This window comes from Microbacterium sp. AC026 (assembly GCF_979258475.1).
In genome coordinates, this window is record NZ_OZ409857.1 from 490,656 (window position 1) to 514,806 (window position 24,151).

Annotated in this window: 21 protein-coding genes, 1 tRNA gene and 6 pseudogenes; 9 read left to right on the forward strand and 19 right to left on the reverse strand. The window is 67.6% G+C overall.

What is annotated here, in order from left to right; all coding sequences use genetic code 11:
* Positions 1-8 precede the first annotated feature (8 nt).
* The 4 genes from ACZZ93_RS02565 (at position 9) to ACZZ93_RS02580 (ending at position 2,212) form a co-directional block, all read left to right on the forward strand.
* Complete coding sequence (locus tag ACZZ93_RS02565) at positions 9-1,109, forward strand: SPFH domain-containing protein (protein WP_463510412.1); 1,101 nt, start codon at positions 9-11, stop codon at positions 1,107-1,109.
* A complete protein-coding gene (locus tag ACZZ93_RS02570; RefSeq protein WP_463511717.1) occupies positions 991-1,344 on the forward strand; it encodes a glycerophosphodiester phosphodiesterase family protein in 354 nt (117 codons plus the stop codon). Before ACZZ93_RS02565 ends, ACZZ93_RS02570 begins: the two co-directional genes overlap by 119 nt.
* Positions 1,341-1,703, forward strand: a complete 363-nt coding sequence (locus ACZZ93_RS02575; protein ID WP_463510413.1) for a glycerophosphodiester phosphodiesterase family protein — start codon at positions 1,341-1,343, stop codon at positions 1,701-1,703. Before ACZZ93_RS02570 ends, ACZZ93_RS02575 begins: the two co-directional genes overlap by 4 nt.
* A 125-nt stretch (positions 1,704-1,828) precedes the next feature.
* The gene (locus ACZZ93_RS02580; protein WP_053096068.1) at positions 1,829-2,212 is read left to right on the forward strand and encodes an RNA polymerase-binding protein RbpA; all 384 of its coding nucleotides are present in this window, start codon (positions 1,829-1,831) and stop codon (positions 2,210-2,212) included.
* On the opposite strand, the gene lnt is transcribed toward ACZZ93_RS02580, so the two are convergent.
* The 11 genes and pseudogenes from lnt to ACZZ93_RS02635 all read right to left on the reverse strand — a co-directional run bounded on the left by lnt (position 2,209) and on the right by ACZZ93_RS02635 (position 11,918).
* Positions 2,209-3,732 (reverse strand): apolipoprotein N-acyltransferase, encoded by a 1,524-nt coding sequence (lnt, locus tag ACZZ93_RS02585; RefSeq protein ID WP_463510414.1) that lies wholly within the window; start codon positions 3,730-3,732, stop codon positions 2,209-2,211. The two genes, ACZZ93_RS02580 and lnt, sit on opposite strands and share 4 nt — an antisense overlap.
* Before the next feature lie 11 nt (positions 3,733-3,743).
* Positions 3,744-6,219 (reverse strand): annotated as a pseudogene (locus ACZZ93_RS02590) (DEAD/DEAH box helicase).
* Entirely contained in the window at positions 6,216-6,974 is a 759-nt protein-coding gene (gene tatC, locus ACZZ93_RS02595) for a twin-arginine translocase subunit TatC (protein ID WP_053096065.1), read from the reverse strand. Before tatC ends, ACZZ93_RS02590 begins: the two are co-directional and overlap by 4 nt.
* 54 nt (positions 6,975-7,028) lie before the next feature.
* Positions 7,029-7,286, reverse strand: coding sequence for a Sec-independent protein translocase subunit TatA (tatA, locus tag ACZZ93_RS02600; protein WP_053096064.1), 258 nt, complete (start codon positions 7,284-7,286; stop codon positions 7,029-7,031).
* Between the two features lie 27 nt (positions 7,287-7,313).
* A complete protein-coding gene (locus tag ACZZ93_RS02605; RefSeq protein ID WP_463510415.1) occupies positions 7,314-7,562 on the reverse strand; it encodes a WCX domain-containing protein in 249 nt (82 codons plus the stop codon).
* A 139-nt stretch (positions 7,563-7,701) separates the two neighbouring features.
* A pseudogene (locus ACZZ93_RS02610) lies at positions 7,702-8,208 on the reverse strand (WYL domain-containing protein); the annotation flags it as partial.
* On the reverse strand, positions 8,120-8,440 hold the full coding sequence (locus ACZZ93_RS02615) for a WCX domain-containing protein (protein ID WP_463510416.1): 321 nt from the start codon (positions 8,438-8,440) through the stop codon (positions 8,120-8,122). The pseudogene ACZZ93_RS02610 and the gene ACZZ93_RS02615, both read right to left, overlap by 89 nt.
* A complete protein-coding gene (locus ACZZ93_RS02620) occupies positions 8,341-9,291 on the reverse strand; it encodes a helix-turn-helix transcriptional regulator (protein ID WP_463510417.1) in 951 nt (316 codons plus the stop codon). Before ACZZ93_RS02620 ends, ACZZ93_RS02615 begins: the two co-directional genes overlap by 100 nt.
* Positions 9,291-10,208 (reverse strand): hypothetical protein, encoded by a 918-nt coding sequence (locus ACZZ93_RS02625; RefSeq protein ID WP_463510418.1) that lies wholly within the window; start codon positions 10,206-10,208, stop codon positions 9,291-9,293. The genes ACZZ93_RS02620 and ACZZ93_RS02625 overlap by 1 nt, the downstream gene beginning before the upstream one ends.
* 10 nt (positions 10,209-10,218) lie before the next feature.
* The gene (locus tag ACZZ93_RS02630) at positions 10,219-11,238 is read right to left on the reverse strand and encodes a tRNA (adenine-N1)-methyltransferase (protein ID WP_053096060.1); all 1,020 of its coding nucleotides are present in this window, start codon (positions 11,236-11,238) and stop codon (positions 10,219-10,221) included.
* A complete protein-coding gene (locus ACZZ93_RS02635) occupies positions 11,235-11,918 on the reverse strand; it encodes an HAD family hydrolase (protein WP_072591272.1) in 684 nt (227 codons plus the stop codon). The genes ACZZ93_RS02630 and ACZZ93_RS02635 overlap by 4 nt, the downstream gene beginning before the upstream one ends.
* Before the next feature lie 91 nt (positions 11,919-12,009).
* Here ACZZ93_RS02635 and ACZZ93_RS02640 point away from each other — a divergent pair.
* Positions 12,010-12,857: pseudogene (locus ACZZ93_RS02640) on the forward strand (PAC2 family protein).
* A gap of 18 nt (positions 12,858-12,875) precedes the next feature.
* Here the strand turns inward: ACZZ93_RS02640 and ACZZ93_RS02645 are convergent.
* Both ACZZ93_RS02645 and ACZZ93_RS02650 read right to left on the reverse strand, forming a co-directional pair.
* On the reverse strand, positions 12,876-13,700 hold the full coding sequence (locus ACZZ93_RS02645) for an undecaprenyl-diphosphate phosphatase (protein ID WP_053096057.1): 825 nt from the start codon (positions 13,698-13,700) through the stop codon (positions 12,876-12,878).
* A gap of 45 nt (positions 13,701-13,745) precedes the next feature.
* Positions 13,746-15,041, reverse strand: coding sequence for a M20/M25/M40 family metallo-hydrolase (locus ACZZ93_RS02650; protein ID WP_056278716.1), 1,296 nt, complete (start codon positions 15,039-15,041; stop codon positions 13,746-13,748).
* 113 nt (positions 15,042-15,154) lie between these two features.
* Here ACZZ93_RS02650 and ACZZ93_RS02655 point away from each other — a divergent pair.
* Positions 15,155-15,237 (forward strand) — tRNA-Leu (locus ACZZ93_RS02655).
* Positions 15,238-15,359: 122 nt separating this feature from the next.
* On the opposite strand, the pseudogene ACZZ93_RS02660 reads toward ACZZ93_RS02655, so the two are convergent.
* A pseudogene (locus ACZZ93_RS02660) lies at positions 15,360-16,456 on the reverse strand (VIT1/CCC1 transporter family protein).
* Between the two features lie 125 nt (positions 16,457-16,581).
* The gene (locus tag ACZZ93_RS02665; protein ID WP_463510419.1) at positions 16,582-18,324 is read right to left on the reverse strand and encodes a DEAD/DEAH box helicase; all 1,743 of its coding nucleotides are present in this window, start codon (positions 18,322-18,324) and stop codon (positions 16,582-16,584) included.
* 147 nt (positions 18,325-18,471) lie between these two features.
* On the opposite strand from ACZZ93_RS02665, the gene ACZZ93_RS02670 reads away from it, so the two are divergent.
* A complete protein-coding gene (locus ACZZ93_RS02670) occupies positions 18,472-19,299 on the forward strand; it encodes an SGNH/GDSL hydrolase family protein (protein ID WP_053096053.1) in 828 nt (275 codons plus the stop codon).
* Between the two features lie 23 nt (positions 19,300-19,322).
* Here ACZZ93_RS02670 and ACZZ93_RS02675 read toward each other — a convergent pair whose 3' ends face one another.
* A complete protein-coding gene (locus ACZZ93_RS02675; protein ID WP_053099109.1) occupies positions 19,323-20,126 on the reverse strand; it encodes a TrmH family RNA methyltransferase in 804 nt (267 codons plus the stop codon).
* A 97-nt stretch (positions 20,127-20,223) separates the two neighbouring features.
* Between ACZZ93_RS02675 and ACZZ93_RS02680 the strand changes: the two genes are divergently transcribed.
* Entirely contained in the window at positions 20,224-21,063 is an 840-nt protein-coding gene (locus tag ACZZ93_RS02680) for a Sir2 family NAD-dependent protein deacetylase (RefSeq protein ID WP_053096052.1), read from the forward strand.
* A pseudogene (locus ACZZ93_RS02685) lies at positions 21,060-21,542 on the forward strand (histidine phosphatase family protein); the annotation flags it as partial. The gene ACZZ93_RS02680 and the pseudogene ACZZ93_RS02685, both read left to right, overlap by 4 nt.
* Before the next feature lie 130 nt (positions 21,543-21,672).
* Here ACZZ93_RS02685 and ACZZ93_RS02690 read toward each other — a convergent pair.
* The 3 genes and pseudogenes from ACZZ93_RS02690 to ACZZ93_RS02700 all read right to left on the reverse strand — a co-directional run bounded on the left by ACZZ93_RS02690 (position 21,673) and on the right by ACZZ93_RS02700 (position 24,150).
* The gene (locus ACZZ93_RS02690; RefSeq protein WP_463510420.1) at positions 21,673-22,479 is read right to left on the reverse strand and encodes an HpcH/HpaI aldolase/citrate lyase family protein; all 807 of its coding nucleotides are present in this window, start codon (positions 22,477-22,479) and stop codon (positions 21,673-21,675) included.
* Positions 22,476-22,961 carry a MaoC family dehydratase gene (locus ACZZ93_RS02695; protein ID WP_463510421.1) on the reverse strand — a complete coding sequence of 162 codons (486 nt, stop codon included), beginning with the start codon at positions 22,959-22,961 and terminating at the stop codon, positions 22,476-22,478. The genes ACZZ93_RS02690 and ACZZ93_RS02695 overlap by 4 nt, the downstream gene beginning before the upstream one ends.
* Before the next feature lie 41 nt (positions 22,962-23,002).
* Positions 23,003-24,150: pseudogene (locus tag ACZZ93_RS02700) on the reverse strand (acyl-CoA dehydrogenase family protein).
* Position 24,151: the final 1 nt, after the last annotated feature.

A 24,151-nucleotide genomic window follows, 5' to 3' on the forward strand; every position in this document is an offset into this window, starting at 1 on the left:
AGAGTCTCTTGGACGATGCATCGTTCATCCCCGCAGCGATCGGGTGGATCCTCGTCATCGCGATCATCATCTTCGTGGTGGTCACGCTGGCTCGCTCCATCCGTATCATCCCCCAGGCCACGGCCGGCGTGGTCGAGCGCCTGGGCCGATATCACAAGACACTGACGCCGGGTCTGAACATCCTGGTGCCGTTCATCGACCGGCTGCGTCCCCTCATCGACATGCGCGAGCAGGTGGTGTCCTTCCCACCGCAGCCCGTGATCACCGAGGACAACCTGGTGGTCTCGATCGACACCGTCGTCTACTTCCAGGTGACCGATGCTCGCGCTGCGACATACGAGATCGCCAACTACCTGGGCGCCGTCGAGCAGCTGACGACGACGACACTGCGAAATGTGGTCGGTGGACTCAACCTCGAAGAGGCCCTGACCAGTCGCGACAACATCAACGGACAGCTTCGCGTCGTGCTCGACGAGGCGACGGGCAAGTGGGGAATCCGCGTCGGCCGCGTCGAGCTGAAGGCCATCGACCCGCCCATCTCCATCCAGGACTCGATGGAGAAGCAGATGCGCGCCGAGCGGGACCGTCGAGCGGCTATCCTCACGGCTGAGGGAACCAAGCAGTCGGCGATCCTCGAGGCCGAAGGTGCGCGACAGGCGGAGATCCTCCGCGCAGAGGGCGACAAGCAGGCCGCCGTGCTGCGCGCCCAGGGTGAGGCCGAAGCGATCCAGAACGTCTTCACCGCCATCCACCAGGGCGAGCCTGACGACAAGCTGCTCGCGTACCAGTACCTGCAGATGCTTCCGAAGATCAGCGAAGGCCAGTCGAACAAGCTCTGGATCATCCCGAGCGAGCTGACCGAGGCGCTCAAGGGCATCGGCACCGCGTTCACCCCGCGACCGGGACAGCCCCGACGAACCTGCCGGGCGCGTGACGCACCCGTATTTCGTCAAGGCGCGTCACCCCCGAGTCCTCGCTCACCGCGGTCTGATCACCGCGGCGGGCGGGGACTCCGGTGTCTGGGAGAACTCGGCCGCCGCCGTCGCCGCCGCTCATGCCGCCGGAGCAGAGTACATCGAGACCGACTGCCGAGTGACGGCCGACGGTGACGTCGTGCTCTTCCACGACGCGACGCTGCACAGACTGGCCGACGATCCCCGTCCCGTCGGTGAGGTGCGCACCCGCGAACTCTCGGCGATCTTCTCCGACCACGGCGGGCTGCTCACGGTCGCTGACGCACTCTCCGCCTTCCCGACCACGCGCTTCAACATCGACGTCAAGACCGTCGACGCGGCAGCACCCTCGGCCCCCTCCTGGCGGACCACACGCATCGAGTTCTCGTGACCAGCTTCTCCGATGCGAACCGACGTGCGACGATCGCAGCGGTCCTGCGCGCGGGGGCTCCGCTCCGACCGGCGACGTCGGGCGGCAGCCGCACCATCGCCGCGGTCCGCGCTCTCTCCACTCTGCGCCTCTCCCCCGGCCGCGCTCTGCTCGACATCGACGTGCTGCAGATTCCTGAGCGGCATCGCGGCGTGAAGGTGCTGACGCCTGCGCTCCTCCGAGCGGCGCACCGGCGCGGCGTCGAGGTTCACGTGTGGACGGTGAACGACGCGGACTCCATGCGACGACTCGTCCGGCTCGGCGTCGACGGCATCGTCACCGACCGCGCCGATCTCGCGCTGGCCACGATCGGCCGTTGAGCCCGCCACGTCGCCATTACGCTGTGGCGCTGGGATTCCGCTGTGAATAGCGCCGAGAACGCGCTCGTATGGATGAAGCGCACAGGCTGGAGCGTTATACCTGACAGCGACGAGAGGACCACACAATGGCAGATCGCAGCCTACGCGGCATCCGACTCGGCGCCCAGAGCCTACAGAGCGAAGAGGGCGTCGTTTTCATGGAGCGCCGTGAAACCACCTACATCTGTGACACCTGCGGCCATGTCACGAACCTGATGTTCTCGGCGGACGCAGAGCCGCCCCAGACGTGGGAATGCCGTTCCTGCGGAGCGGACGCGCGACTGAACGTCGACGGCCAGGCCGTCACGCTCGACGCCACGGACGAGAAGGCCGCCCGCACACACTGGGACATGCTTCTCGAGCGTCGTACCCGCGCAGAGCTCGAGGAGCTCCTCGAGGAGCGACTCGCCTTCATCCGTGCCCGCCGCGGCGCAGGTGAAGACCCGACCCGCGAGAAGATCGGCGCCTAGCGCCTGCGAGCGCGCAACCACCCGAAGGCCAGCGCGCCCAGTCCGCCCCAGACCAGAAGACCCTGGATCCAGGGTCCCAGGACGACTCCAGCAGTCAGGCCGGAGCGCAGCTCGACATCCTCGAGCAACGCTCCGGCCTTTCCTGCGTCCAGGCTCGAGACCGTCGTGCCATCCGCGCGGATCACCTGGCTGGTGCCGACCGTCGAGATGTTCACGACGCTGCGGCCGGTCTCGATCGCGCGCATCCGCGCGACGGCGAGTTGCTGCAGATTCTCATTCGTCCCACGGAAGTCCGCGTTGTTCGTCTGGAAGACGAGCACTTCGGCACCGTCTGCCATGCCCTCGCTGATCACGTCGTCGTAGATCACGTCGAAGCAGATCGCCAGCCCGACCTTCACACCGTCGACGTCGATGACCGGCGGATTCGAGCCCGGGGTGTACTCGCGCTGGATCAGACCGATCAGATCGGGTGCGAGTGCGTTGAAGAAGGCGCGGTCGGGGACGTACTCCCCGAAGGGGACCGGATGCCGCTTGTCATGGACCTGCCCGTCGGCGCCCTCTTCCGTCCAGAGCATCGACGTGTTGTAGAACAGACCGTCTCGTTCCGTGGCGGCATTCGCCAGCAGCGGTGCGCCGATACGCGAGGCGATCGCGCTCATTCTTCTCGCTAGAGAGTCCGATTGGAACGGATCGAAGTCGAGCGACCCCTCGGGCCAGACCAGCAGGTCGACGTCCTCGCCGTAGAGCGGTTCGGTCGCGTCGGTCTGCGCGTCGATGAGCGAGTAAGGCTCGCGCTCGTCGAAATACCCGCTCGGCCCGTTCCCCTGCACCGCCGCGATGCGCAGCGATCCGCTGGTGGTCGTGGGGAAGAGCGGTGTGAGCAGCAGAACCACGGTCACGACGACCGGTGCGATCAGCGCAGCCGGCCGGCGCCAGAGTCGTTCGCGCACCACCTGGATCACGAGGGCGACGAGGAACACCATCAGGAAGCTGAGACCGCTCACGCCGGTCCAGGACGCGACGTGAGCCAGCGGGCTCTCGGCCTGGCTCATGCCCAGACGAGCCCAGGGGAACCCTCCATAGGGCCAGGAGCCGACGAACACCTCGCGCCCGACCCAGAGCGCCGCCACCACGGCCGGAAGGAGCAGGAGCCGCGCCCAGACGCTCGGGAAGGCTCGGGGCATCCAGCGATAGGCGAGGGTGATCAGGATCACGGCCACCGCCGTGAGCACGCCTTCCAGGACACTCAGCGCCGCCCAGGGCAGCGGGCCCAGGTAGCGAGACGTGAAGGACACGAGCAGTCCGAAGAAGAGCACACCGTAGACGAGTCCGACCGCCAGAGCTCCGCCGGCCCGTCGACCGATCAGCGCCACGAGCAGCAGCGCTGTGGCCGGGAAAGCCAGCACCCACACCGCAGTGGACGGATAGGACAGATTCATCAGGAGCGCGGCCATCGCCGCAGCGGGGAGGGCGAGCGAGAGCGGCAGGAGGGGGCGCTGCGGCACGCGGGGTTCGGGCATCCTTCCTATTCTCACATCGAGGAATAGGCGACGATGCCGCGACGGACGCCGTCCAGAGCCACGCGGGCGTTGCGGGCCAGCGCACCGTCTTCCGCGACGATCGAGAGCTGATCGAGCAGATCGATCGTCTGTTTGGCCCATCGCACGAAGTCGCCGGCCGCCATGTCTGCGTCCACGAGGACGCGGTCCAGCATCCCTCCTCGCGCCCACGAGTGCATCGCACCGGCGAGGCCTGCCGACAGAGGCTCGGATCCCGGCAGATGGTGGTCCTTCTCGAGGTCGTCCAGCTCGGCCCACAGGGTCGTCGTCTTCTCGTACGCTGCGCGGAAGGCACCGCGGGGCAGGTCCCGCTCCCCGCGTTCGCCTCGTCGCGACGAGGCTCGTAGACGAGGCAGCAGGCCATCGCAGCGAGGGACGGCGCGTCGAGACCGTTCCACAGCCCCTGCCTGAGAGATTCGGCCACCAGCAGATCGCGTTCGCCGTAGATCCGGCGCATCGTCCGCCCGGCCTCGGTGAGCGTTGTCTCCCCCTCGTCGTCTCGGTGGAGATAGTCCAGGGTCTCGAGCACCTCGACGACGCGATCGAAGACGCGAGCCACCGTGCCGGTCCTCGTCTCGATCTGTCGGCGGATGCGATCGTTCTGACGCTTGAGCTTCCAGTACCGCTCGGCCCAGCGCGCATGGGCTTCGCGATCAGGGCATCGATGGCATCCGTGACGCTGCATGCGCGTGCGGAGGCTGTGGATCTGCTTCATGCGCTTGTCGCGCGATGTGCGCGGCGCGTTCGAGTCCTGGCGGTTCTTCTTCTCGAGATCGCTCAGCTCGCGGCGGATGGAGGCGTAATCGAGGAAGTCGCCGTGATCGCAGACCATCGCCGCCTTGTACCCGTCCAGCGACTCCTCTGCTTCGCGGACCTGTCTCGCCAGTCCGACGACTGCGCGGTCGGCCTGGAACTGCGCGAAAGACGACTCGAGCACTTCGCGGGCCCGGGGCTTGCCGAACAGATCGATCAGGTTGACGGCCATGTTGTACGTCGGCCGGAAGCTGGAGTTCAGCGGATAGGTGCGGCGAGACGCGAGGGCCGCGACCGCCTGCGGATCCATGCCCTCGGTCCACTGCACCACCGCGTGACCTTCGACGTCGATGCCGCGTCGTCCGGCGCGACCGGTGAGCTGCGTGTACTCCCCGATGTGATCGCGACTCGGGCCTCGCCGTTGAACTTCTCCATCTTCTCGAGAACGACGGTTCTCGCGGGCATGTTGATGCCCAGAGCCAGGGTCTCGGTGGCGAAGACGACCTTCACGAGCTTGCGCTTGAAGAGGTCCTCGACGACCTCCTTGAAGGCCGGCAGCAGACCCGCATGGTGCGCAGCCACACCGCGCTCGAGATTCTCGAGCCACTCCCAGTAGCCCAGCACGCCGAGGTCCTCATCCTGCAGCGAACGGGTCCGGTCCTCGACGATCGCTCGGATCTCCGCGCGCTCCTCGGTCGACGTCAGCCGCACGCCCGATCTCCGGACCTGCTGCACCGCCGCATCGCACCCGACTCTGCTGAAGATGAAGAAGATGGCAGGCAGGAGGTTGGCCTGCTCGAGCAGCCGCACCACGTCCGGGCGATCCATGCGCTCGATCCGACGCACGTTCGCGGAACGGACGGGGCGACGTCCGCCTCGTGGCGGGCGCTGCGCCTGTCGGCCGGCATGGCGATTGCTGCGATACTCCTGCGCCGAACGATTGTTGTCGTAGTTGGAGCCGGTGAAGGAGCGGATCCGCATCAGCTCCTGATTGACCTGTGCGGTCGCGATCCCCGCCCGATCGTCGAAGAGCGGCAGCAGATCATCGCGGACGAGCACGTGCTGCTCGAGCGGAACCGGACGGACCTCCGAGACGATCACCTCGGTGTCCCCGCGCACGGTGTCGAGCCAGTCCCCGAACTCCTCGGCGTTCGAGACGGTGGCGCTCAAGGAGACCAGCCGCACGTGCTGCGGCAGGTGGATGATCACCTCCTCCCACACTGCCCCGCGGAAACGATCCGCGAGGTAGTGGACCTCGTCCATGATGACGTAGCGGAGGTCTCGGAGCGCGGCCGAGTCGGCGTAGATCATGTTGCGCAGCACCTCGGTCGTCATCACGACGATCCGGGCATTGCCGTTGATGTTCGTGTCGCCGGTGAGCAGACCGACGTCGTCCGGGCCGTACACATCGACCAGCTCGCGGAACTTCTGATTCGAGAGCGCCTTCATCGGCGTCGTGTAGAAGGCCTTGTCCCGCGGAGTCTGCATCGCGAGATGGATGGCGAACTCGCCGACGATCGTCTTGCCTGCACCGGTCGGCGCGGCGACGAGCACGCTCTGGCCGTCTTCGAGTGCGTGGCATCCTTCGACCTGGAAGGGGTCGAGCTCGAACTTCTGGTTCGCGGCGAAGGCGACGGTCGCCGGGTGCCCTGCCGCCTGTCGAGCCGCGGCGTATCGTTCGGCCGGCGAGCTCATACGGCCACGGGTTCGATGCCTGCAGCGGCGTCGCGCTTGCGCTTGCGTCGGTCGAAGAGCATCGAGATGAAGGTCGCCGCGAAGTACAGCACGATCATCGATCCCATCAGCAGCAGCATCGAGAACACATCAGCAGGCGGAGTCGTGACGGCGGCGAAGATCGTGCACACCAGGATGGCGACTCGCCAGCCCTTCAGGATGTCGCGACCGGATACGATTCCCGCGACGTTCAACGCGACGAGGAAGACCGGGAGCACGAAGGCGATGCCGAGCACGAGCAGGAACTTGAAGACGAAGTCGTAGTAGGTGGAGTAGTCGAAGAACTGCGCCATGCCGGTGGGGACGAACGACGCCATGACTTCGATCACATGCGGAAGCACGAAGAACGCGACGGTGCAGCCGCCGAAGAACAGCGGGATGGCCGCCCCGAGGAATCCCCAGGTGTACTGGGTCTCCTTCTTGGTGAGGCCGGGCATGACGAAGGCCCACACCTGCCAGAGCCACACGGGTGCCGAGAGCAGCAGACCGATGGCGAACGCGATCCGCATCCGCAGATCGAACCCGCTCGTGACGGTCGTGAAGTTGAGACCCGTGTACTCGCGCCCGGCTTCTGCAGCGATCGTGCGGATCGGCACCGAGAGGAGCTCGATGATCGGCTCCGTCACGAAGAAGGCGATGATCATGCCGACCACCAGGGCACCTGCCGCGATGAACAGACGCTTACGGAGCTCGATCAGGTGCGCGCCGAGAGACATCCGCCTGTCACGGCCCGGCGTCTCCTGGTCGGCGGAATCGAGAGCGGACACGAACTAGGCGGATCGAGGAGGCTGACCCGGATCCGTGTCGCGAGCCGTCACCGTGGTGTCTGCGACCGAGGTCGTGGTGGTCGGGGATGCCGGATCTGCGGCATCAGTCGCGTCCTCGTTCTTCATCGCCTTCATCTCGCCCTTGAACACCCGGGCGGACTGACCGAGGCTCTTCGCCAGTGCCGGCAGCTTCGCCGCACCGAAGAGCAGCAGGATGACGGCGAGGATGATCAGCAGATGTGGCCAACCGAAAGCGCCCATGATTCTCCTTCGTCGTTTGGTGAAAGTCTAACGGGCGTTGTCGCCTTCGGGGTGGCGATACAGGGCGAGTCCGGCCGCAGCCCATTCCCGCGCCGCAGTTCGAGCGACGCCGGGATCCACCACTTCGAGGGCGCCGCCGAACTTCGCCGCCAGTCGCTTCACTCCCCGAGGGTCTGCGAGATGCAGCCGAACGGTGACGATCCCATCGCTGGCGTCGGAGTTGTCGGCCGTCAGGAAGTCTCCGAGCAGGGGCGCCATCCGCTCGGGCACCCGCACTCGCACCTCCCTCGTCCTCGACGGCCGAGAAGGCCTCAGGGACGTGCTCGCCCGCGTGCGTGATCGGGATGTCGGTCAGCCGGGCATCGCTCACGCGATCCAGGTGGAAGGTGCGCATGGCCTGTCGCATGTGGCACCACCCCTGCAGATACCACTGCGCGTTGGTGATGAGCACCTGCACGGGATCCACGGTGCGCGTCGTGGGCGCGGCATCGGGCGCCTGATACGTGAACGACACGGCGACGCCGTTCTGCACGGCCCTCGACACCACCTGGCGGACCTCGTCGACGGCGCTCGGCGCGACGACGACCTCGGCCGGCGCATCGGCCGCGCCGCGCGAGAGCTTCGAGATGAGGCCGCTGACCAATCCCGAGTCGGAGACCGCCGGCACGGCGGCGACCATCTGCAGGCCCGCGAGGAGCGCGGCGGCTTCTCGGGCCGTGAATCGAGGAACCCGGCGCAGAGCGACGTCGTTGGTGATCTCGATGATGTCCTCTTCGTCGAGGAGGTCCCAGTTGATGTCGAACATCTCCTGCGGCTGCTGCCAGAAGCCGGAATCACCGGGCAGTCCGATGACCGTGAGCTTCTCGACCATCTGCCGCATCTCCGTCGAGGTCACACCGAACTCGGCAGCCGCCTCGGCGAGCGAGACCTGTCCGTGCTCGAGGAGATAGGGCACCAGAGTCAGATAGACGCGGACTCGGTCGGCGGCGAGCAGCGGCTTGCCTTGGGCGCTCATCGGACCTCCCCGCATCCGAATTCGTCGCCACGACCGCGGTCAGGCGATCGACGACGGCCGAGCGGAGCTCCGCAGGCTCGACAACCCGCACCTCGGGACCGTACGACGCGAGCTCGTCGGCGAAGATGTGCAGGTCCACGAACGGGACGAGGATGCCCTGGGTCGCCGCCGGAGTCGCCCGGCGTCCGAGCCGCAGCGACGCCTCGGTGCCGGGTGTGACCTCGAGCAGCGCAGAGTTCTGAGCGGCGACGCGCTCGAGACCGGCCAGGGCACGCTCCCCGCGCCCTCGCGCAGCGCAGGGTCGAATGCCTTCGCCGTGATCTTCACATCGCCGACGATCCTGCTGAGCAGGAACATGCGGTCCTGCTCGATGTCCACATCGACGCCGAACACGTGCCATCTCGCTTCATAGTCGACGAGTGCGAGCGGGCGGATGCTGCGGCGCCGCGGTGCGCCCTCCCCCGGCTTGAGGTAGTCGAAGACGACCACGCGGCTCTTCTCGATTGCATCCTGCAGTGGAGGGAAAGCGGCATCGCGCGCGGTGATCCGCGGCGCGAACCCGATGATCGGTTCGTCGCCGTCGATCCCGAGCGCCCGGATCTTGCGCACGCCGGCCTTGGCGTCGCCGGATGCGGACTCGGCGCTCCACACGCTCCCCGCCAGCTGCAGCACGGCGAGCTCGGCGGCCGTGAACTCGATATCGCTGGGCAGGTCGTATTCCGCCTGCGGAATACGGTAACGCGCTTCGCGGAGGTCATTCGGATCGGCCTGATCCCCGATCGTCTCGACGGGGACGCCGAGAGTGCGCAGCTCATCCTTGTCGCGCTCGAACATCTTCTCGAGTGCATCCGAGCGCACGCCCGCATCGGCGCGCTGACGATAACCCGACACGTTGTCGAGGATCTGCTGCTTGGTGAGCCCGATCTCCGTGGCCATGAGCGCCACGACGAGATTCGTCAGGCGCTCTTCCGCGGGAATACGGGCCGCCATCACTGCTCCGGGACGGGAACGACGCCCAGGATGTCGACCACGATGGCGGTCGCCGGGTTTCCGTCTGCCTCGGGCACGACGACCAGGAGCTGGGAGCCGACCGTCGCGCCGACGAGCTCCTTCGCTGCCGGGCCGATGTTGGGCTCGGCACCCCACGTGCTCGAGGTGACCGTCTTGTCGTCCCATCCGAGCGCCATGATGTTGGTCACGATGGTCGATTCCTTCTCGACCTTCTCCCCGTCGCCGTTGATGAGCGTCTGAGTGACGGTCTCGGTGGGGGCGTCGCTGTCGGGGATGATCACTCCGGGGGTGCCATCGGGAGCGCGGACGACGGTCGGCAGGCCCCGGGCGTCGTTGAATTGCGATGAGCCCTCGGCGTGAGCGAGGTAGACATCCTGGAGGTCGATGATGGCGACCACGTTCTCATCCTCTTCGAGACCGAAGGCCTCGACATTCGCCTCGCCGAAGTCCTCGGGGGTCAGCACCGCGACGATCCGGCTGCCTCCGGTCGCGCACTCCAAAACGGTCTCGAGACCGGCGGACCGCTCTGCCCAGTAGGAGATGCTGTGCACACGGCTCGGGTCGCCGTTGAACTCGGACTCATACAGCTTCTCGCCGCTCTCGCCGCCATAGAAGGCGATGTCGAGCACCATCGGCTGGGAGGTGGTGCTGAGGGTGTTTCCCTCTCCGGTCACCACGTCGGCGAAGGACGTCTCGTCCGCCTTCACCGGGCTGTACACGGTGACGTCCGGAGCCTCTCCGAGGTCGCCCTCGACGGTGACCGAATCCTTCACGGATGCGGTCGATGCCGCCGCCCGATCGCACGCATCACCGGCGAACGAGGGCGCCGAGGCGCATCCGGTCAGAGTGAGGACGGCGAGGCTGATGGTTGCCAGAACGGCGGACGTTTTACGCACGCGCTCCAGTCTATTCCGTCGGTGGCTCGGATTCGCGCGAACCGGCGGCGAGACGGGCGCCCTCAGCGGCCTTCGCGGCCTCTCTCGCCCGCTTGCGCAGATTCTTGTCGTTGATCTCGCGATCGCCGACAGCCCCCGGCGTCCACGCCTCGACATCCGCATCGCCGTAGCTGCTCTTCGATGCCCTGCGCTTCACCTGAGGAGCCACGGCGCCCGGCGCCAGCCGACGAGCCGTGAGGAGGAAGCCGGTGTGCGCCACCATCCGGTGATCGGGCCGCACGGCGAGACCCTCGACGTGCCAGCCGCGAACCATCGTCTCGGACGCCTCGGGATCCGTGAACAGGCCCGTGCTCCGGATGTACTCGGCCACCCGCGAGAGCTGCGTGGCGGTGGCCACGTAGCACAGCACGACGCCGCCGGGGGTGAGTGCGTCGGCGACGACATCCATGCATTCCCACGGCGCGAGCATGTCGAGTACGACACGGTCGACCGTGCCCGCCGGGAACTCCGCCGGCAGCGCATCCGCGAGATCTCCCACCACGACGTCCCAGGTGTCCGGCGTCTCGCCGAAGAAGGTCTCGACGTTGCCCCGTGCGACCTGGGCGAAGTCCTCACGACGCTCGAACGACACCAGCCGGCCGACCGGACCGATGGCCCGCAGGAGCGAGAGCGAAAGGGCACCGGACCCGACACCCGCTTCCACGACGACGGCACCGGGGAAGATGTCGGCCTGCATCACGATCTGCGCGGCGTCCTTGGGGTAGACGATCGCGGCGCCGCGCGGCATCGACATCGCGAAGTCGCGGAGCAGAGGGCGGAGCGCGAGGTACTCGTGTCCCGAGCTGTTCGCGGCCACTGAGCCGTCGGGCAGACCGATGAGGTCGCGGTGCCGGAGCACGCCCTGGTGCGTGTGCAGCTCGCCGTCCTCTCGGAGGGTCACGGTGTGCAGGCGCCCCTTGGGGCCGGTCAGCTGCACCCGATCGCCCTCGCGGAACGGCCCGCTCGGCCGCTGTGAGGTGGTGTCGGTCATCGGGTGGCTCCCGTCATGGAGGTCTTTCGGTCGAAGAGTTCGATCAGGTCGGCGGCGGTGCGCCCCTCGAGGCTCGGCCACAGCTCATGCGCGCCCACGTGATCGAGCGAGACGATGTGCGGCACGCCGAGGGCGACGGCGCCGGATGCGATGCCCGCGCGGAGCCCGGTCGGCGAGTCCTCGATGACCACAGCATCGGCGATGTCGATCTCGAGCAGGGATGCCGCGTGGAGGTAGGGCTCGGGGTGGGGCTTCGGGTTGGTCACATCATCGCCGGCGACGACGATGTCGAAGGCCTGGAACTCGATCAGGTCGACGACGCTCAGCGCCATGCGACGCAGCGACATCGTGACGAGTCCTGTGGGGATCCCCGCTGACCTCAGGTCCTGCAGCAGCTCGCGGGCGCCGGGGCGGAAGGGCACTCCTTGCGTGCGCAGTGCATCCTGGACGCCGTCGGTGAGGAGCGAGATGATCGCCTCGGCATCCATGTCGACGCCCGCGTTCTGAAGGATGATCGCGCTGTCGATGAGTCCGTTGCCGACGAGCTGAAGCGCATCTTCGTGGGTCCACGTGCCGCCGAAGGATTCTACCAGCGCGGTCTCGGCCGCCATCCAGTACGGCTCGGTGTCGACGAGTGTTCCGTCCATGTCCCAGAGGATCGCGCGGGGCTGTCTGCTCACCGAACCATGTTACCCGTGGCTCCACCCCGTCCCCGCGCCGTCGGACTAGCCTGGAGGGATACCGATCCGGAATCCACGAAGGGAGCCCACGATGGATGGCCTCGGTTCACGCATCGTCATCGTCGCCTTCGACGGGTGGAACGACGCAGGGGAAGCCGCGAGCGGCGCGGTCGCCGCACTGCGCGAGACGACGGACTACGACCTCGTGCACTCGATCGACCCGGAACTGTACTTCGACTACCAGTACACGCGCCCTGCGACGAAGATGGACGCCGAAGGGCGTCGCCAGCTCACCTGGCCCGAAGCCGGACTCTGGCGCCCGCGCGACCCCGGCCCCGGTCCCGAGTTCTGGATCCTCACGGGCGTGGAGCCTGCGCGCACCTGGCAGGCTTTCGCATCGGAGTTCATCGACGTCGCTCTCCGCGACGACATCACGGGCTTCGTGACGCTCGGCGCGATGCTCTCCGACGTGCCCCACACCCGCCCCATCTCGATCTTCGCCTCGAGCCAGAACGAGCAGGTCCGCGAGGCGCACGGCCTCGAGCGCTCGCTCTACGAAGGCCCCGTCGGAATTCTCAGCGTCATCGAGCACTTCGCCGAGAGCGCCGGCATTCCGACCGCCAGTCTGTGGGCGAGCGTGCCGCACTACGTCGCCTCCGCCACACCGTCGCCCAAGGTGACCCTCGCTCTTCTCGATCGGCTCGAGGAGCTGACCGGCGTGGATGTGCCTCGCGACCACCTGCGCACCGAGGCCGCCGCCTGGGAGGCATCGATCGATGCCGCCGCCGCGGACGACGAGGACATGACCGAGTACATCCATCAGCTCGAGCGCACGCGCGACACGTGGGACTCCCCGATGCGTCGGGCGATGCCATCGCTCAGGCCTTCGAGCGCTATCTCAAGCGCCGTGGCGACGGCCCCGGCGACCACAAGCGGTAGTCGCCGGGGCCCTCGTCATCACGCCGCGATGACGCCGGTCCCCAGCAGCACCAGGAGGACGGTGCCCAGGAGGATGCGGTAGATCACGAACGGCAGGAAGCTCCGCTTCGAGATGTAGTTCATGAAGAAGGCGATCACGCCGAGCGCCACGACGAATGCGATGCCCGTCGCCGCGAGCGTGTCTCCGAAGGAGAAGAACGACGGCTCGTCCCAGCTCTTGAACACCTGGTAGAAGCCACTGCCGAACACGGCGGGGATCGCGAGCAGGAACGCGTAGCGAGCGGCTGCGGCACGCTCGTAGCCGAGGAAGAGTCCCATCGTGATCGTTCCACCGGAGCGCGAGACTCCGGGGATCAGCGCCAGAGCCTGCGCGAAGCCGTATGCGATGCCGTGCGGGTAGGTGAGCTGATCGAGCTTGCGCCGCTTCGCGCCGACGTGGTCGGCGATCCCGAGCAGGATGCCGAAGACGATCAGCATGATCGCGACGATCCAGAGGGAGCGGAAGACGGTCTCGATCTGGTCCTGGAAGAGCAGCCCCAGGACCACGATCGGGATGCTGCCGATGATGATCATCCATCCCATGCGCGCATCCGGATCGCTGCGCGGGACCCTGCCGGTCAGCGACCGGAACCACTGCGCGATGATCCGCACGATGTCGCGCCAGAAGAACACCACGACCGCCGCCTCCGTGCCGATCTGGGTGATCGCGGTGAACGCGGCGCCGGGATCCTCGCCCGACGGCAGGAAGGTGCCGAGGATGCGCAGATGGGCGCTGGAGGAGATCGGGAGGAACTCGGTGAGTCCCTGGACGATGCCGAGGATGAGCGCTTCGAACAAGTGCATGGAGGAGCTTTCTGAGTCGTGGTGCGCGGACGTGGAGCCGAGAGCTCAATACGTGCGCAGCAGATCGGCCAGCACCCGCTGACCGAAGACAAGCGATTCTACGGGCACCCGCTCATCGACCCCGTGGAACATCCCGGTGAAGTCGAGGTCTGCGGGAAGCCGGAGAGGCGCGAACCCGTACCCGGTGATTCCGAGATACGCGAGCGCCTTGTTGTCGGTTCCTGCACCCAGCAGGTACGGGATGACCGGCACACCGGGGTCATGCCGGCCGAGACTCGCGACCATCGCCTCGACGAGCTCGCCGTCGAAAGGCGTCTCCATGCCGATGTCCCGCACCACCGTCTGGATCTCGATCTCGTCGCCGACGATCTGCTGCAGCTCGGCGAGCACGTCGTCTTCGGTTCCGGGGATCACCCGCACGTCGATCAGCGCCTCGGCACGCTCGGGGATCACGTTGTGCTTGTATCCGGCGGACAGGGCGGTCGGGTTCGTCGTCGTGCGGAACGACGAACGGAGGAAGGCCTCGGCGGGCCCTGCAGCCGCCGCGAGGGCATCCGGGTCGTCGACGGAGCGCCCGGTGAGATCGCTCAAGCCCTGCAGCAGTGCCTCGGTGGTGGGAGTGAGTCGCAGGGGCCACCGCGTGCGACCCAGGGCCGCCACGGCCTCCGCGAGCTTCGTGACCGCATTGTCGTCGTGGAGACGGCTTCCGTGGCCGGCGCGGCCCTTCGCCACGAGGCGTATCCAGATGAGCGCCTTCTCCCCCACCTGCAGCAGGTAGGCGCGGCGATCGTCGACCGTGATCGAATAGCCGCCCACCTCGCTGATCGCCTCGGTCGCGCCCTCGAACCACTCGGGGCGGTTCTGCACCACGAGAGCCGATCCCTCCACTCCGCCGTTCTCCTCATCGGCGAAGAAGGCGAGCACCAGGTCGCGTTCGGGCTGCTCGCCCGCTCGCAGCAGGTCGCCGACCGCCGTCAGGATCATCGCGTTCATGTTCTTCATGTCGACGGCGCCCCGCCCCCAGAGCATGCCGTCCTTGACGACGCCCGCGAAAGGATCGACGGTCCAGTCCTCGGCCATGGCCGGGACGACGTCGAGGTGGCCATGCACCACGAGCGCCGGCTTGCTCCGGTCGCGTCCGGGCACCCGCGCCATGACGTTCGTGCGCCGCGGGATGGGCTCGTAGTACTCGACTTCCAGGCCGAGATCCTGCAGATAGGCGCCGACGTACTCGGCCGCTTCCCGCTCGCCCTTCGCGTTGCCCCCGCCGAAGTTCGAGGTGTCGAATCGGATCAGGTCGCGCGCGATGCGAACCACCTCGGGCAGAGACACGTCAGTCATGGAGTCCAGGCTATCGAAAGGCCGTGGCGCGCCCGGGCGTCGCCGTCGGTTTCTGAGTGCCCCGAAGCTCGTGCTAATGTAAATCTTCGTTCGGCAACGAACATCCAACACCTGCGCGGGTGGCGGAATGGTAGACGCGCTACGTTGAGGTCGTAGTGCCCGTAAGGGCGTGGGGGTTCAAGTCCCCCTCCGCGCACAGACAGGCCCCGGATATCCACATGATATCCGGGGCCTTCTTCGTTTCCGATGTCGCCGTGTCATCGGACAGGACTCGCGTGGATCGTCGAGTCCTGTCCGACGCGGTCGGGCCGGCGCCTGTCAGACCGCGCCGACGCCGAACACCAGACCGAGCACGTACGTGACCGCTGCGGCTCCGAAACCGATCGCCAGCTGACGCAGCGCACGACGCAGGGGCGGCCCTCCGGACAGGATGCCGACCATCGCTCCTGTCGACAGGAGCGCGATGCCCACGAGCACGAGAGCGACGACCACCGCTGTGGTCCCCTCGAGCCCGAAGAGCCACGGGAGCACGGGGATGATCGCGCCGGATGCGAAGAGCAGGAAGCTCGAGATCGCGGCGGTCCAGTCGCTGCCGACGATCTCGTGGTCGTCTCCGGCGTGGACGTGGACCGGCCCTGTGGCGGTGCGTTCCACGCCGGCGCGCGCGGCATCGACGATGCGCCGTGCGCGCTCCAGAGCCTCCTGCTGGCCGATCCCGCGCGCCCGGTATACCAGAGCGAGCTCGTTCTCATCGATGTCGAGGTCGGCGGCGGATGCGGCAGCATCCTCGTTGGCCTCCGTCGACGCGAGCAACTCTCGTTGAGACCGCACGGACACGAACTCCCCGCTCCCATCGACAGCGCGCCGGCGAGCAGGCCTGCGATGCCGCTGAACAGGACGAAACCCGAACTGACGCCCGTGGCGCCGATGCCGAGCACGAGCGCGAGGTTGCTCACGAGGCCGTCGTTGGCCCCGAAGACCGCTGCGCGGAACGAGCCCGACAGGCGACGCCGACCCCGCGCAGCGAGACCGCGAACCACCTCGTAGTGCACTTTCTCGTCAGCGCGCATCGCCGGCGTCGCGTACTGCTCCGAGTCGTACGGTGAACGTGCCTCGGCGCTCTGCGCGAGGGCCAGCACGAAGATGGATCCGAAGCGGCCCGCCATCCAGCCGAGGAGGCGGGAGCGGATGCCGGCGCGTGGCAATCGGACCGGTTCCGCGCCGAGCAGATCGAGCCAGTGCTGCTCATGGCGCCGCTCGGCGTCGGCGAGGCTGAGAAGGATCTCACGCTCCTCACCCGTGCGTCGGCTCGCGAGCTTCTGGTACACGTGTCCTTCGGCGCGTTCCTCGACGAGGTACCGCGCCCAGCGGCGGCGGTCTGCGGCGGTGGGCTCGGCGGCAGCGGGGGCTGTCATGAAGTCTCCTGATCGACGGTCCCCGTTCTCGGGGCAACCGTTCAACGCTAGCTTCGGGAGCCCGTCTCAGTCGCACCCGGCGACGGTATTGCCAGCTTTTCGGGTATCCGAACCGACGCCAGGGTTCAGGAGCGGACGCGCTTGCGGAGTACGTCGATACGGGACTGCAGCTGCGTCACGGTCGCCTGGGCGACTGCTGGTCCACCGCAGATCCGGCGCAGCTCGGCATGGACCGCGCCATGCGGTTCGCCCTTCTGACGGGCGTACAGCCCCACGAGGCTGTTCAGCAGCTGCCGTTGCTCGCGCAGCGTGCGGTGCAGGGGCGCAGGGAGCGTCGTCGTCTCGGTGGGACCCGCCTCGGCTTCTCTCGTCTCTCGCAGTCGCGTCTGCCGCGCCTGTCGCTGCATCAGGAGCTCGTGCACGTGCTCGGGCTCGAGAAGACCGGGAAAGCCGATGAACTCCTCTTCTTCGGGGGTGCCCGGCTCGGCCAGCTGACCGAACTCCTGGCCCTCGAACACGACGCGGTCGAAGTGGGCCACCGATGAGAGCGCCTGATAGCTGAATTCCTGGGTCAGCGCGTCGGGCGCGTCGTCCTCGCGGTTCGCGGAGTCGAGCAGCGAGTCCTCAAGCCCGTCGTCGTCCTTCGACTGACGGTCGAGCGCGTGATCGCGCTGCTTGTCCATCTCGTTCGCGAGACCCATCAGGACCGGCACCTGAGGGAGGAATACGCTCGCGGCCTCGCCACGGCGGCGTGCTCGCACGAATCGGCCGATGGCCTGAGCGAAGAACAGCGGCGTCGACGACGACGTGGCGTAGACGCCGACCGCGAGACGCGGCACGTCCACCCCCTCGGACACCATGCGCACCGCGACCATCCAGCGGTCCTCGCTGTTGCTGAACTTCTCGATGCGTTCGGAGGCCGTCGCGTCATCGGACAGGACGATCGTCGGCTGCTGACCGGTGATGCTGTGCAGGATCTTGGCGTAGGCACGCGCGACGGTCTGATCGGTCGCGAGCACCAGGCCGCCGGCATCCGGAACGTGATGCCTGATCTCGGTCAGACGACGATCGGCTGCGGACAGCACAGCCGGCATCCACTCGCCCTCGGGGTCGAGCGCCGTGCGCCAGGCCTGCGAGGTCACGTCCTTGGTGTTGTCCTGCCCGAGATGCGTCTCGAGCTCGTCTCCGGTGCTCGTGCGCCATCGCATCTTGCCGGCGTACATGTGGAACAGCACGGGGCGGACGACGCCGTCAGCCAGGGCGCGACCGTAGCCGTAGTTATAGTCGGTGCGGGAGATCCGTGCACCGGACTCGTCAGGGTGATACTCCACGAACGGGATCGGTGCGGTGTCGCTGCGGAAGGGCGTTCCAGACAGCAGCAGTCGGCGCTTCGCCGGCCCGTACGCGTCTCGGATCGCATCACCCCAGCTGAGGGCGTCTCCGCCGTGATGCACCTCGTCGAGGACGACGAGGGTCTTCGCATCCTCGGTCAGATGACGGTGGACCGACGACTTCGCCGCGACCTGCGCGTAGGTCACGACGGCGCCGTGGTAATGCCGCGCCGGCGCCCAATGACTGTTGCGGAACCGGGGATCCAGACGGATGTGCACCCGCGCTGCTGCATCGGCCCACTGCGTCTTGAGATGCTCGGTCGGCGCGACCACGATGATCCGGTTGACCTCCCCCATGCGCATGAGCTCGACCGCGAGGGTGAGCGCGAAGGTCGTCTTGCCTGCACCGGGTGTCGCCGCGACGAGGAAGTCACGCTGATCCGCCTGGAAGTACTGTTCGAGCGCCTCCTGCTGCCAGGCGCGCAGCTTGTTCGCAGTGCCCCAGGGGGCGCGCTGGGGGAAGGACGGAGAAAGCATCGAGTCAACGATAATCGCTGCCGCCGACACTCGGCACGCTCACGCGATCCGCCGCGCGCGTCCTCCCCGCAGCCCACGCACCCGAGTAGGCTCGGTCACTGCGTGGCCGCCCCAGATGGGCCGCGTTCGTTCGCGAAGGAGAGCTGGATGACAGACCAGGATTCGATCCGAACCCCGGAACTCGACAACGAGAATCCGCACCCCTGGCGGAGGTTCGTCGCGATCGGCGACTCGTTCACCGAGGGGATCGGCGACCCCGACCCCTCGCAGCCCGGCAGCCACCGCGGCTGGGCCGACCGCGTCGCCGAGGTGCTCTCGCGTCAGGTCGACGACTTCGCGTACGCCAACCTCGCCGTGCGCGGCAAGCTGATCGCCCAGATCGTGCGCGACCAGATCGAACCCGCCGTGGCGCTGCATCCCGACCTGATCTCGATCTGCGCGGGCGGCAACGACGTGATCCGTCCGGGCACCGACCCCGACGCCATCGCCGTCCAGCTGGAGGACGCCGTCGCACGCCTGTCGTCGACGGGTGCCGCCGTGCTGCTGTTCACCGGGATCGACACCGCCTTCACTCCTGTCTTCCGAGCGTTCCGCGGCAAGGTCGCGATCTACAACGAGAACGTCCGCGCGATCGCCGAGCGCCACGACTGCATCGTCGCCGACCAGTGGGCGCTCAAGGTCGTGCAGGACATGCGGTTCTTCGATGACGACCGTCTGCACTACAACTCGCTGGGCCATCATGAGGTCGCCCGCATGGCGCTGCGCGCGCTCAACGTGCCCAACGACCTCGAGTCCATGCAGCCCGAGCCGCTTCCGCTGCGCACCTGGCGGGAGGCGCGCTCCGAAGACCTCGGCTGGGCGCGGGAGCATCTGGTTCCGTGGGTGCTGCGGCGTCTTCGCCATGAGTCATCCGGTGATCACATCGTCGCGAAGCGTCCCGAGCCCTCGCCGATCATCTTCCCGTCGTCCGACTGACCATCTCATCCCATCCCATCCCGTCAGCGGCGTCCGAGCGCCCACAGCGCCACCGCCGCGGCAGACGCCACGTTCAGCGAGTCGACGCCTCCCGACATGGGAATCGTCACCACGGTGTCTGCCTCGTCGAGGGCGGTGCGTGAGAGTCCGTCGCCTTCGGATCCCATGACGAGAGCGACGCGCTCGGGGCGGGACGCGACGTAGGCGTCGAGAGTCACCGCGTCGTCGCTCAGCGCGAGGGCTGCGACGTCGAACCCTGCGGCATGAAGGTCGGTGACGGCGGACGCCCAGTCCGTGATCCGGGTCCACGGCACCTGGAACACCGTTCCCATGCTGACACGCACGCTGCGCCGGTACAGGGGGTCGGCTCCCCCGGGAGACACCAGCACGGCATCCGCTCCGAGCGCGGCGGCCGCACGGAATGCGGCGCCGACATTCGTGTGATCGCCGACGTTCTCGAGAATCAGCACGAGCGTGGCGGAGTCGATGACCTCACGCACCGTCGGCAGGTCAGGACGATGCATCGAGGCGATCGTGCCCCGGTGCACGGCGAAACCGGTCAGCGCCTCCGCCACGTCGTCCGGGACGACGTACACAGGTACATCGAGTTCTCCGACGATCGCTCGGATGTCCTCCACCCGCCGCTCCTGAACGAGGACCGATCGCGGACGATGCCCCGCAGCGACTGCTCGCGCGATGACTTTCGTCGATTCGGCGATGTACAGCCCGCCGGCCGGGTCGCTCACACTTCGGAGCGCGGTGTCGGTCAGTGCGCGATAGTCGTCGAGTCGTCGATCATCGGGATTCGTCACGCGCAGCAGTTCCACGAGCCCCAGTCTGCCATCGCTCTCCGAGTCGCCGTCGCGGTCGGCCGCGACGCGTCGAGCGGCCTGCGCACGCCGTAGACTCGCACAGGGAGGTCCTGTGAGCGCATCGAGTCCGGTCGAACTGTCGACCACCATCGCTCGCACCGCCGAACTCCTGCGCGGTCGGAAGATCGCCTTGCTCACCGGCGCCGGGATCTCCACGGACTCGGGAATCCCCGCTTACCGCGGCGAAGGGTCGCGCAACCGGACTGATCCCATGACGATCCAGCGGTACCTGGCCGATGAGACGGCGCGGCGTCGTTATTGGGTCGGCGGGCATCTCGGCTGGCGGGCGTTCGCCCGCGCCGAGCCGAACCCCGGCCATCTCTCTCTCGCCGCCATGGAGTCCTCCGGACACGTCACCGGCGTCATCACCCAGAACGTCGACGGACTGCATCTGCGCGCGGGCAGCTCGCACGTCATCGAAGTGCACGGCACCATGCGCAGGGTTCTCTGCCTGAAGTGCGGCCAGGTCTTCGATCGCCGCGACATCGCAGTGCAGATCGAAGAGCGCAATCCGTGGATCTCCGTCCCCGAGAATGTGGCGCTCGCTCCCGACGGCGACGTGCTCCCCGAGAGCACCGACGGCTTCATCGTGCCGGTGTGCACGGTGTGCGAAGGGATGCTGAAGCCCGACGTCGTGTTCTTCGGCGAGTACGTGCCGCAGGGGCGCTTCAAGGCCGCGGAGTCGCTGCTCCGGGCGAGCGATGCGCTGATCGTCGCCGGCTCTTCCCTCGTCGTCAACTCCGGTGTGCGCCTCGTCGAGCGCGCACGACGCCGCAGCATCCCCCTCATCATCATCAACCGCGAGCCGACGCGCGCGGATGTCTGGGCCGATGCCACCATCGCCGCAGGCACCAGCGACGTGCTCCCCGCGATCCAGGAGCTCCTCGAATGACTCTGCTCACGCTCATCCGCCACGGCCAGACGGATTGGAACCTCGCCCGACGGATCCAGGGCTCCACCGACATCCCCCTGAACGAGAAGGGCCGTGCGGACGCACGGACCGCCGCGGATCGTCTCGAGGGCGTGACACATCACTCGATCTACGCCAGCCCGCTGAAGCGGGCGCGGGAGACGGCAGAGATCATCTCCGAAAGCCTGGGCCTCGGGGCTCCCGTGCTGGTGCCGGACATGCGCGAGCGCGAGTTCGGTGAGGGCGAGGGCATGCTCGTCTCCGACTACATCGAGAAGTACGGCGATTGGCTCTCGCCGGTTCCCGGCGCGGAGACCCTGGAAGGTGTCGCCGAACGGGCGCTGGTCGCCCTCGACGCGATCGCCCGCGATGCTCGCCGTCGCTCCGCACCGGTGGCGGAGTCCGTCATCGTCGTGACGCACGGCGGCGTGATCCGGTCACTGATCAACCACGTCTCAGGCGGCACGCTGCCGCGCGTCGGCGAGGTGCTCGCGAACGGTTCCGCCCACCGTTTCGAGGCCTCCCCGGATCTCTGCGTCTCATCGACCAGGCGATCCTGGTCTGAACGACAGACCGCCACAGGTCGTTCGATCAGCGGGTGCGACCGAGCAGCGACCGAGCATGCCTCAGCACGGGCTCGTCTATCATGCGTCCGTCGAAGCGGAACACGCCTCGCTCGCTCGCTGAGGCGGCGAGAACCCGGCGGGCCCACTCGAGCGTCGCGTCGTCCGGAGCGTACGCCGCGCGGATGACCGCCACTTGACTCGGGTGGATGCACGCGGTCGCGACGAACCCGGACGCGGCAGCGTCGACAGCCTCGGCCTCCTGACCTGCGACATCGCCGATCTCGATGTGCACGGCGTCGATGGCGCCCTTGCCCTGTGCCCCCGCTTCGAGGAGAACGCGGGAGCGGGCATAGCGCGCGATGTCTCGATAGCCACCCTCCGGTGTGCGGCTCGATGTGCCGCCGAGGGAGGCGACGAGATCCTCCGCGCCCCACATCATCGCGACGACCTGCGGATGTGCTGCGATGCGATCTGCCGCGTGGATCCCCTTCGCCGTCTCGCACAGGGCGATCAACGAGAACCTCTCCTCGAAAGCGGTGAGGCTCTCAGCGCTCTCGGTCTTCGCGACCATCACGGTGCGGAAGTCGGTCTGAGAGAGCATGGCGAGGTCTGAGACGAGGGCGTCGGAACCCGGTGGGTTCACGCGGACGATCACTCGATCGGGGTCCAGGTCGGCATCGACGAGATTGTCGCGAGCTGCGGCCTTCGCCTCGGCCAGCACCGCGTCTTCGAGGTCGAGGATGACAGCGTCCGCCTTCTCGAGGGCGCCGCGGAACCGTTCGGGTCGATCGGCAGGGCAGAAGAGCAGTGCCGGTCCGAGATCGAAGCTCATCGTTCCCCCTCGGGAAGGCAGTGCACGAGCACCGTTCGGGTCGCGGTGGCGACGACTGTGCCGTCCTGGTTGCGTCCGGTATGCGCGATGGTCACGATCCCCTGCCCCGCTCGTGACGTCGAGAGCCGCTTGTCGACGACCACGCTCTCGGTGTACAGCGTGTCACCGGCGAACAGCGGATGCGGGAAGGCGATCTCGCCCAACCCGAGCTGCGCCACCAGGGTGCCTTGCGTGAGCTGCGCGACGGATGCCCCGACCATGGTCGAGAGCGTCCACATCGAGTTGATCAGACGCGCACCGAACGGCTGCTGCCCATCGGCGAAGGCGGCGTCGAGGTGCAGCGCCTGGGTGTTCATCGTGAGCGTCGTGAAGAGGACGTTGTCGGCCTCGGTCGCGGTGCGCCCAGGGCGATGAAGATATCGGGCATCGGTGACGAACTCCTCGAAGTAGAGACCGCGCTGGACGATGTCGTGCACGATCACCTCACTTCCTCGGTTCGCTGAGCGGATGGCATCCTGCCACGCTACCCGGCGAGCCCCAGCGCTCGCGCGATCACGAGGAGCTGCACCTCGGTGGTGCCCTCGCCGATCTCGAGGATCTTCGAGTCGCGATAGTGACGGGCCACCGGGAACTCGTTCATGAAGCCGTTGCCGCCGAAGATCTGCGTCGCGTCCCTGGCGTTGTCCATCGCGGCCTCGCCCGCCACGAGCTTCGCGATCGCCGCCTGCTCCGCGAACGGCCGCCCGGCGTCACGGAGCCGTGCCGCGTGGTGCCAGGCGAGCCGTGCCGTGTGCACTCGGGCACGCATGCGCGCGAGGGTGAACTGCGCGTTCTGTCGCGTGCTGAGGGCGCTGCCGAAGATGGTGCGACTCTTCGCATAGTCGACGGCTGCCTCGAGGCAGCCCTCCGCGGCGCCGGTCGACAGCGCGGCGATCGCGATGCGGCCCTCGTCGAGGATGCTCAGGAAGTTGCGGAAGCCGCTCCCCTGCTCGCCCAGGAGGTTGCCGGCGGGGACCCGTGCCCCGGTGAAGCTGAGCGGATGCGTGTCGGACGCGTTCCACCCGACCTTGTCGTACGGCGCCTCGACGGTGAAACCGGCTGTGCCGTTGGGCACGATGATGGTCGAGATCTGCTTGCGGCCCCCTCGTTCCCGGTGACCGCGGTGACCGTGACGAAACGCGTGATGGGCGTTCCTGAATTGGTGATGAACTGCTTCGACCCGTCGATGACCCATTCGTCGCCGTCGAGCCGGGCGGTGGTCCGGGTCGCTCCCGCGTCGCTCCCGGCCTCCGGCTCGGTGAGGCCGAAGCCCGCGAGCGCACGGCCGGCGAGCAGGTCCGGCAGGTACTCCTGCTTCTGCTCTTCGGTGCCGAAGCGGAAGACGGGCATCGCACCGAGGCTGACTCCGGCTTCGAGCGTGATGGCGATGGACTGGTCGACGCGTCCGAGCGCCTCGATCGCGATGCCCAGCGCCATGTAGTCGCCGCCCTGACCCCCGTACTCCTCGGGAAACGGCAGGCCGAACAGCCCGAGGTCACCCATCTGGGCGACCACGTCCATCGACAGCGTGTGCGTGCGGTCCGCCTCGTAGGACTGCGGCGCGACGACCGTCTCGGCGAACTCTCGCACCATCGCCGCGAGTTCGCGCTCTTCATCGGTCAGCTCATGCATC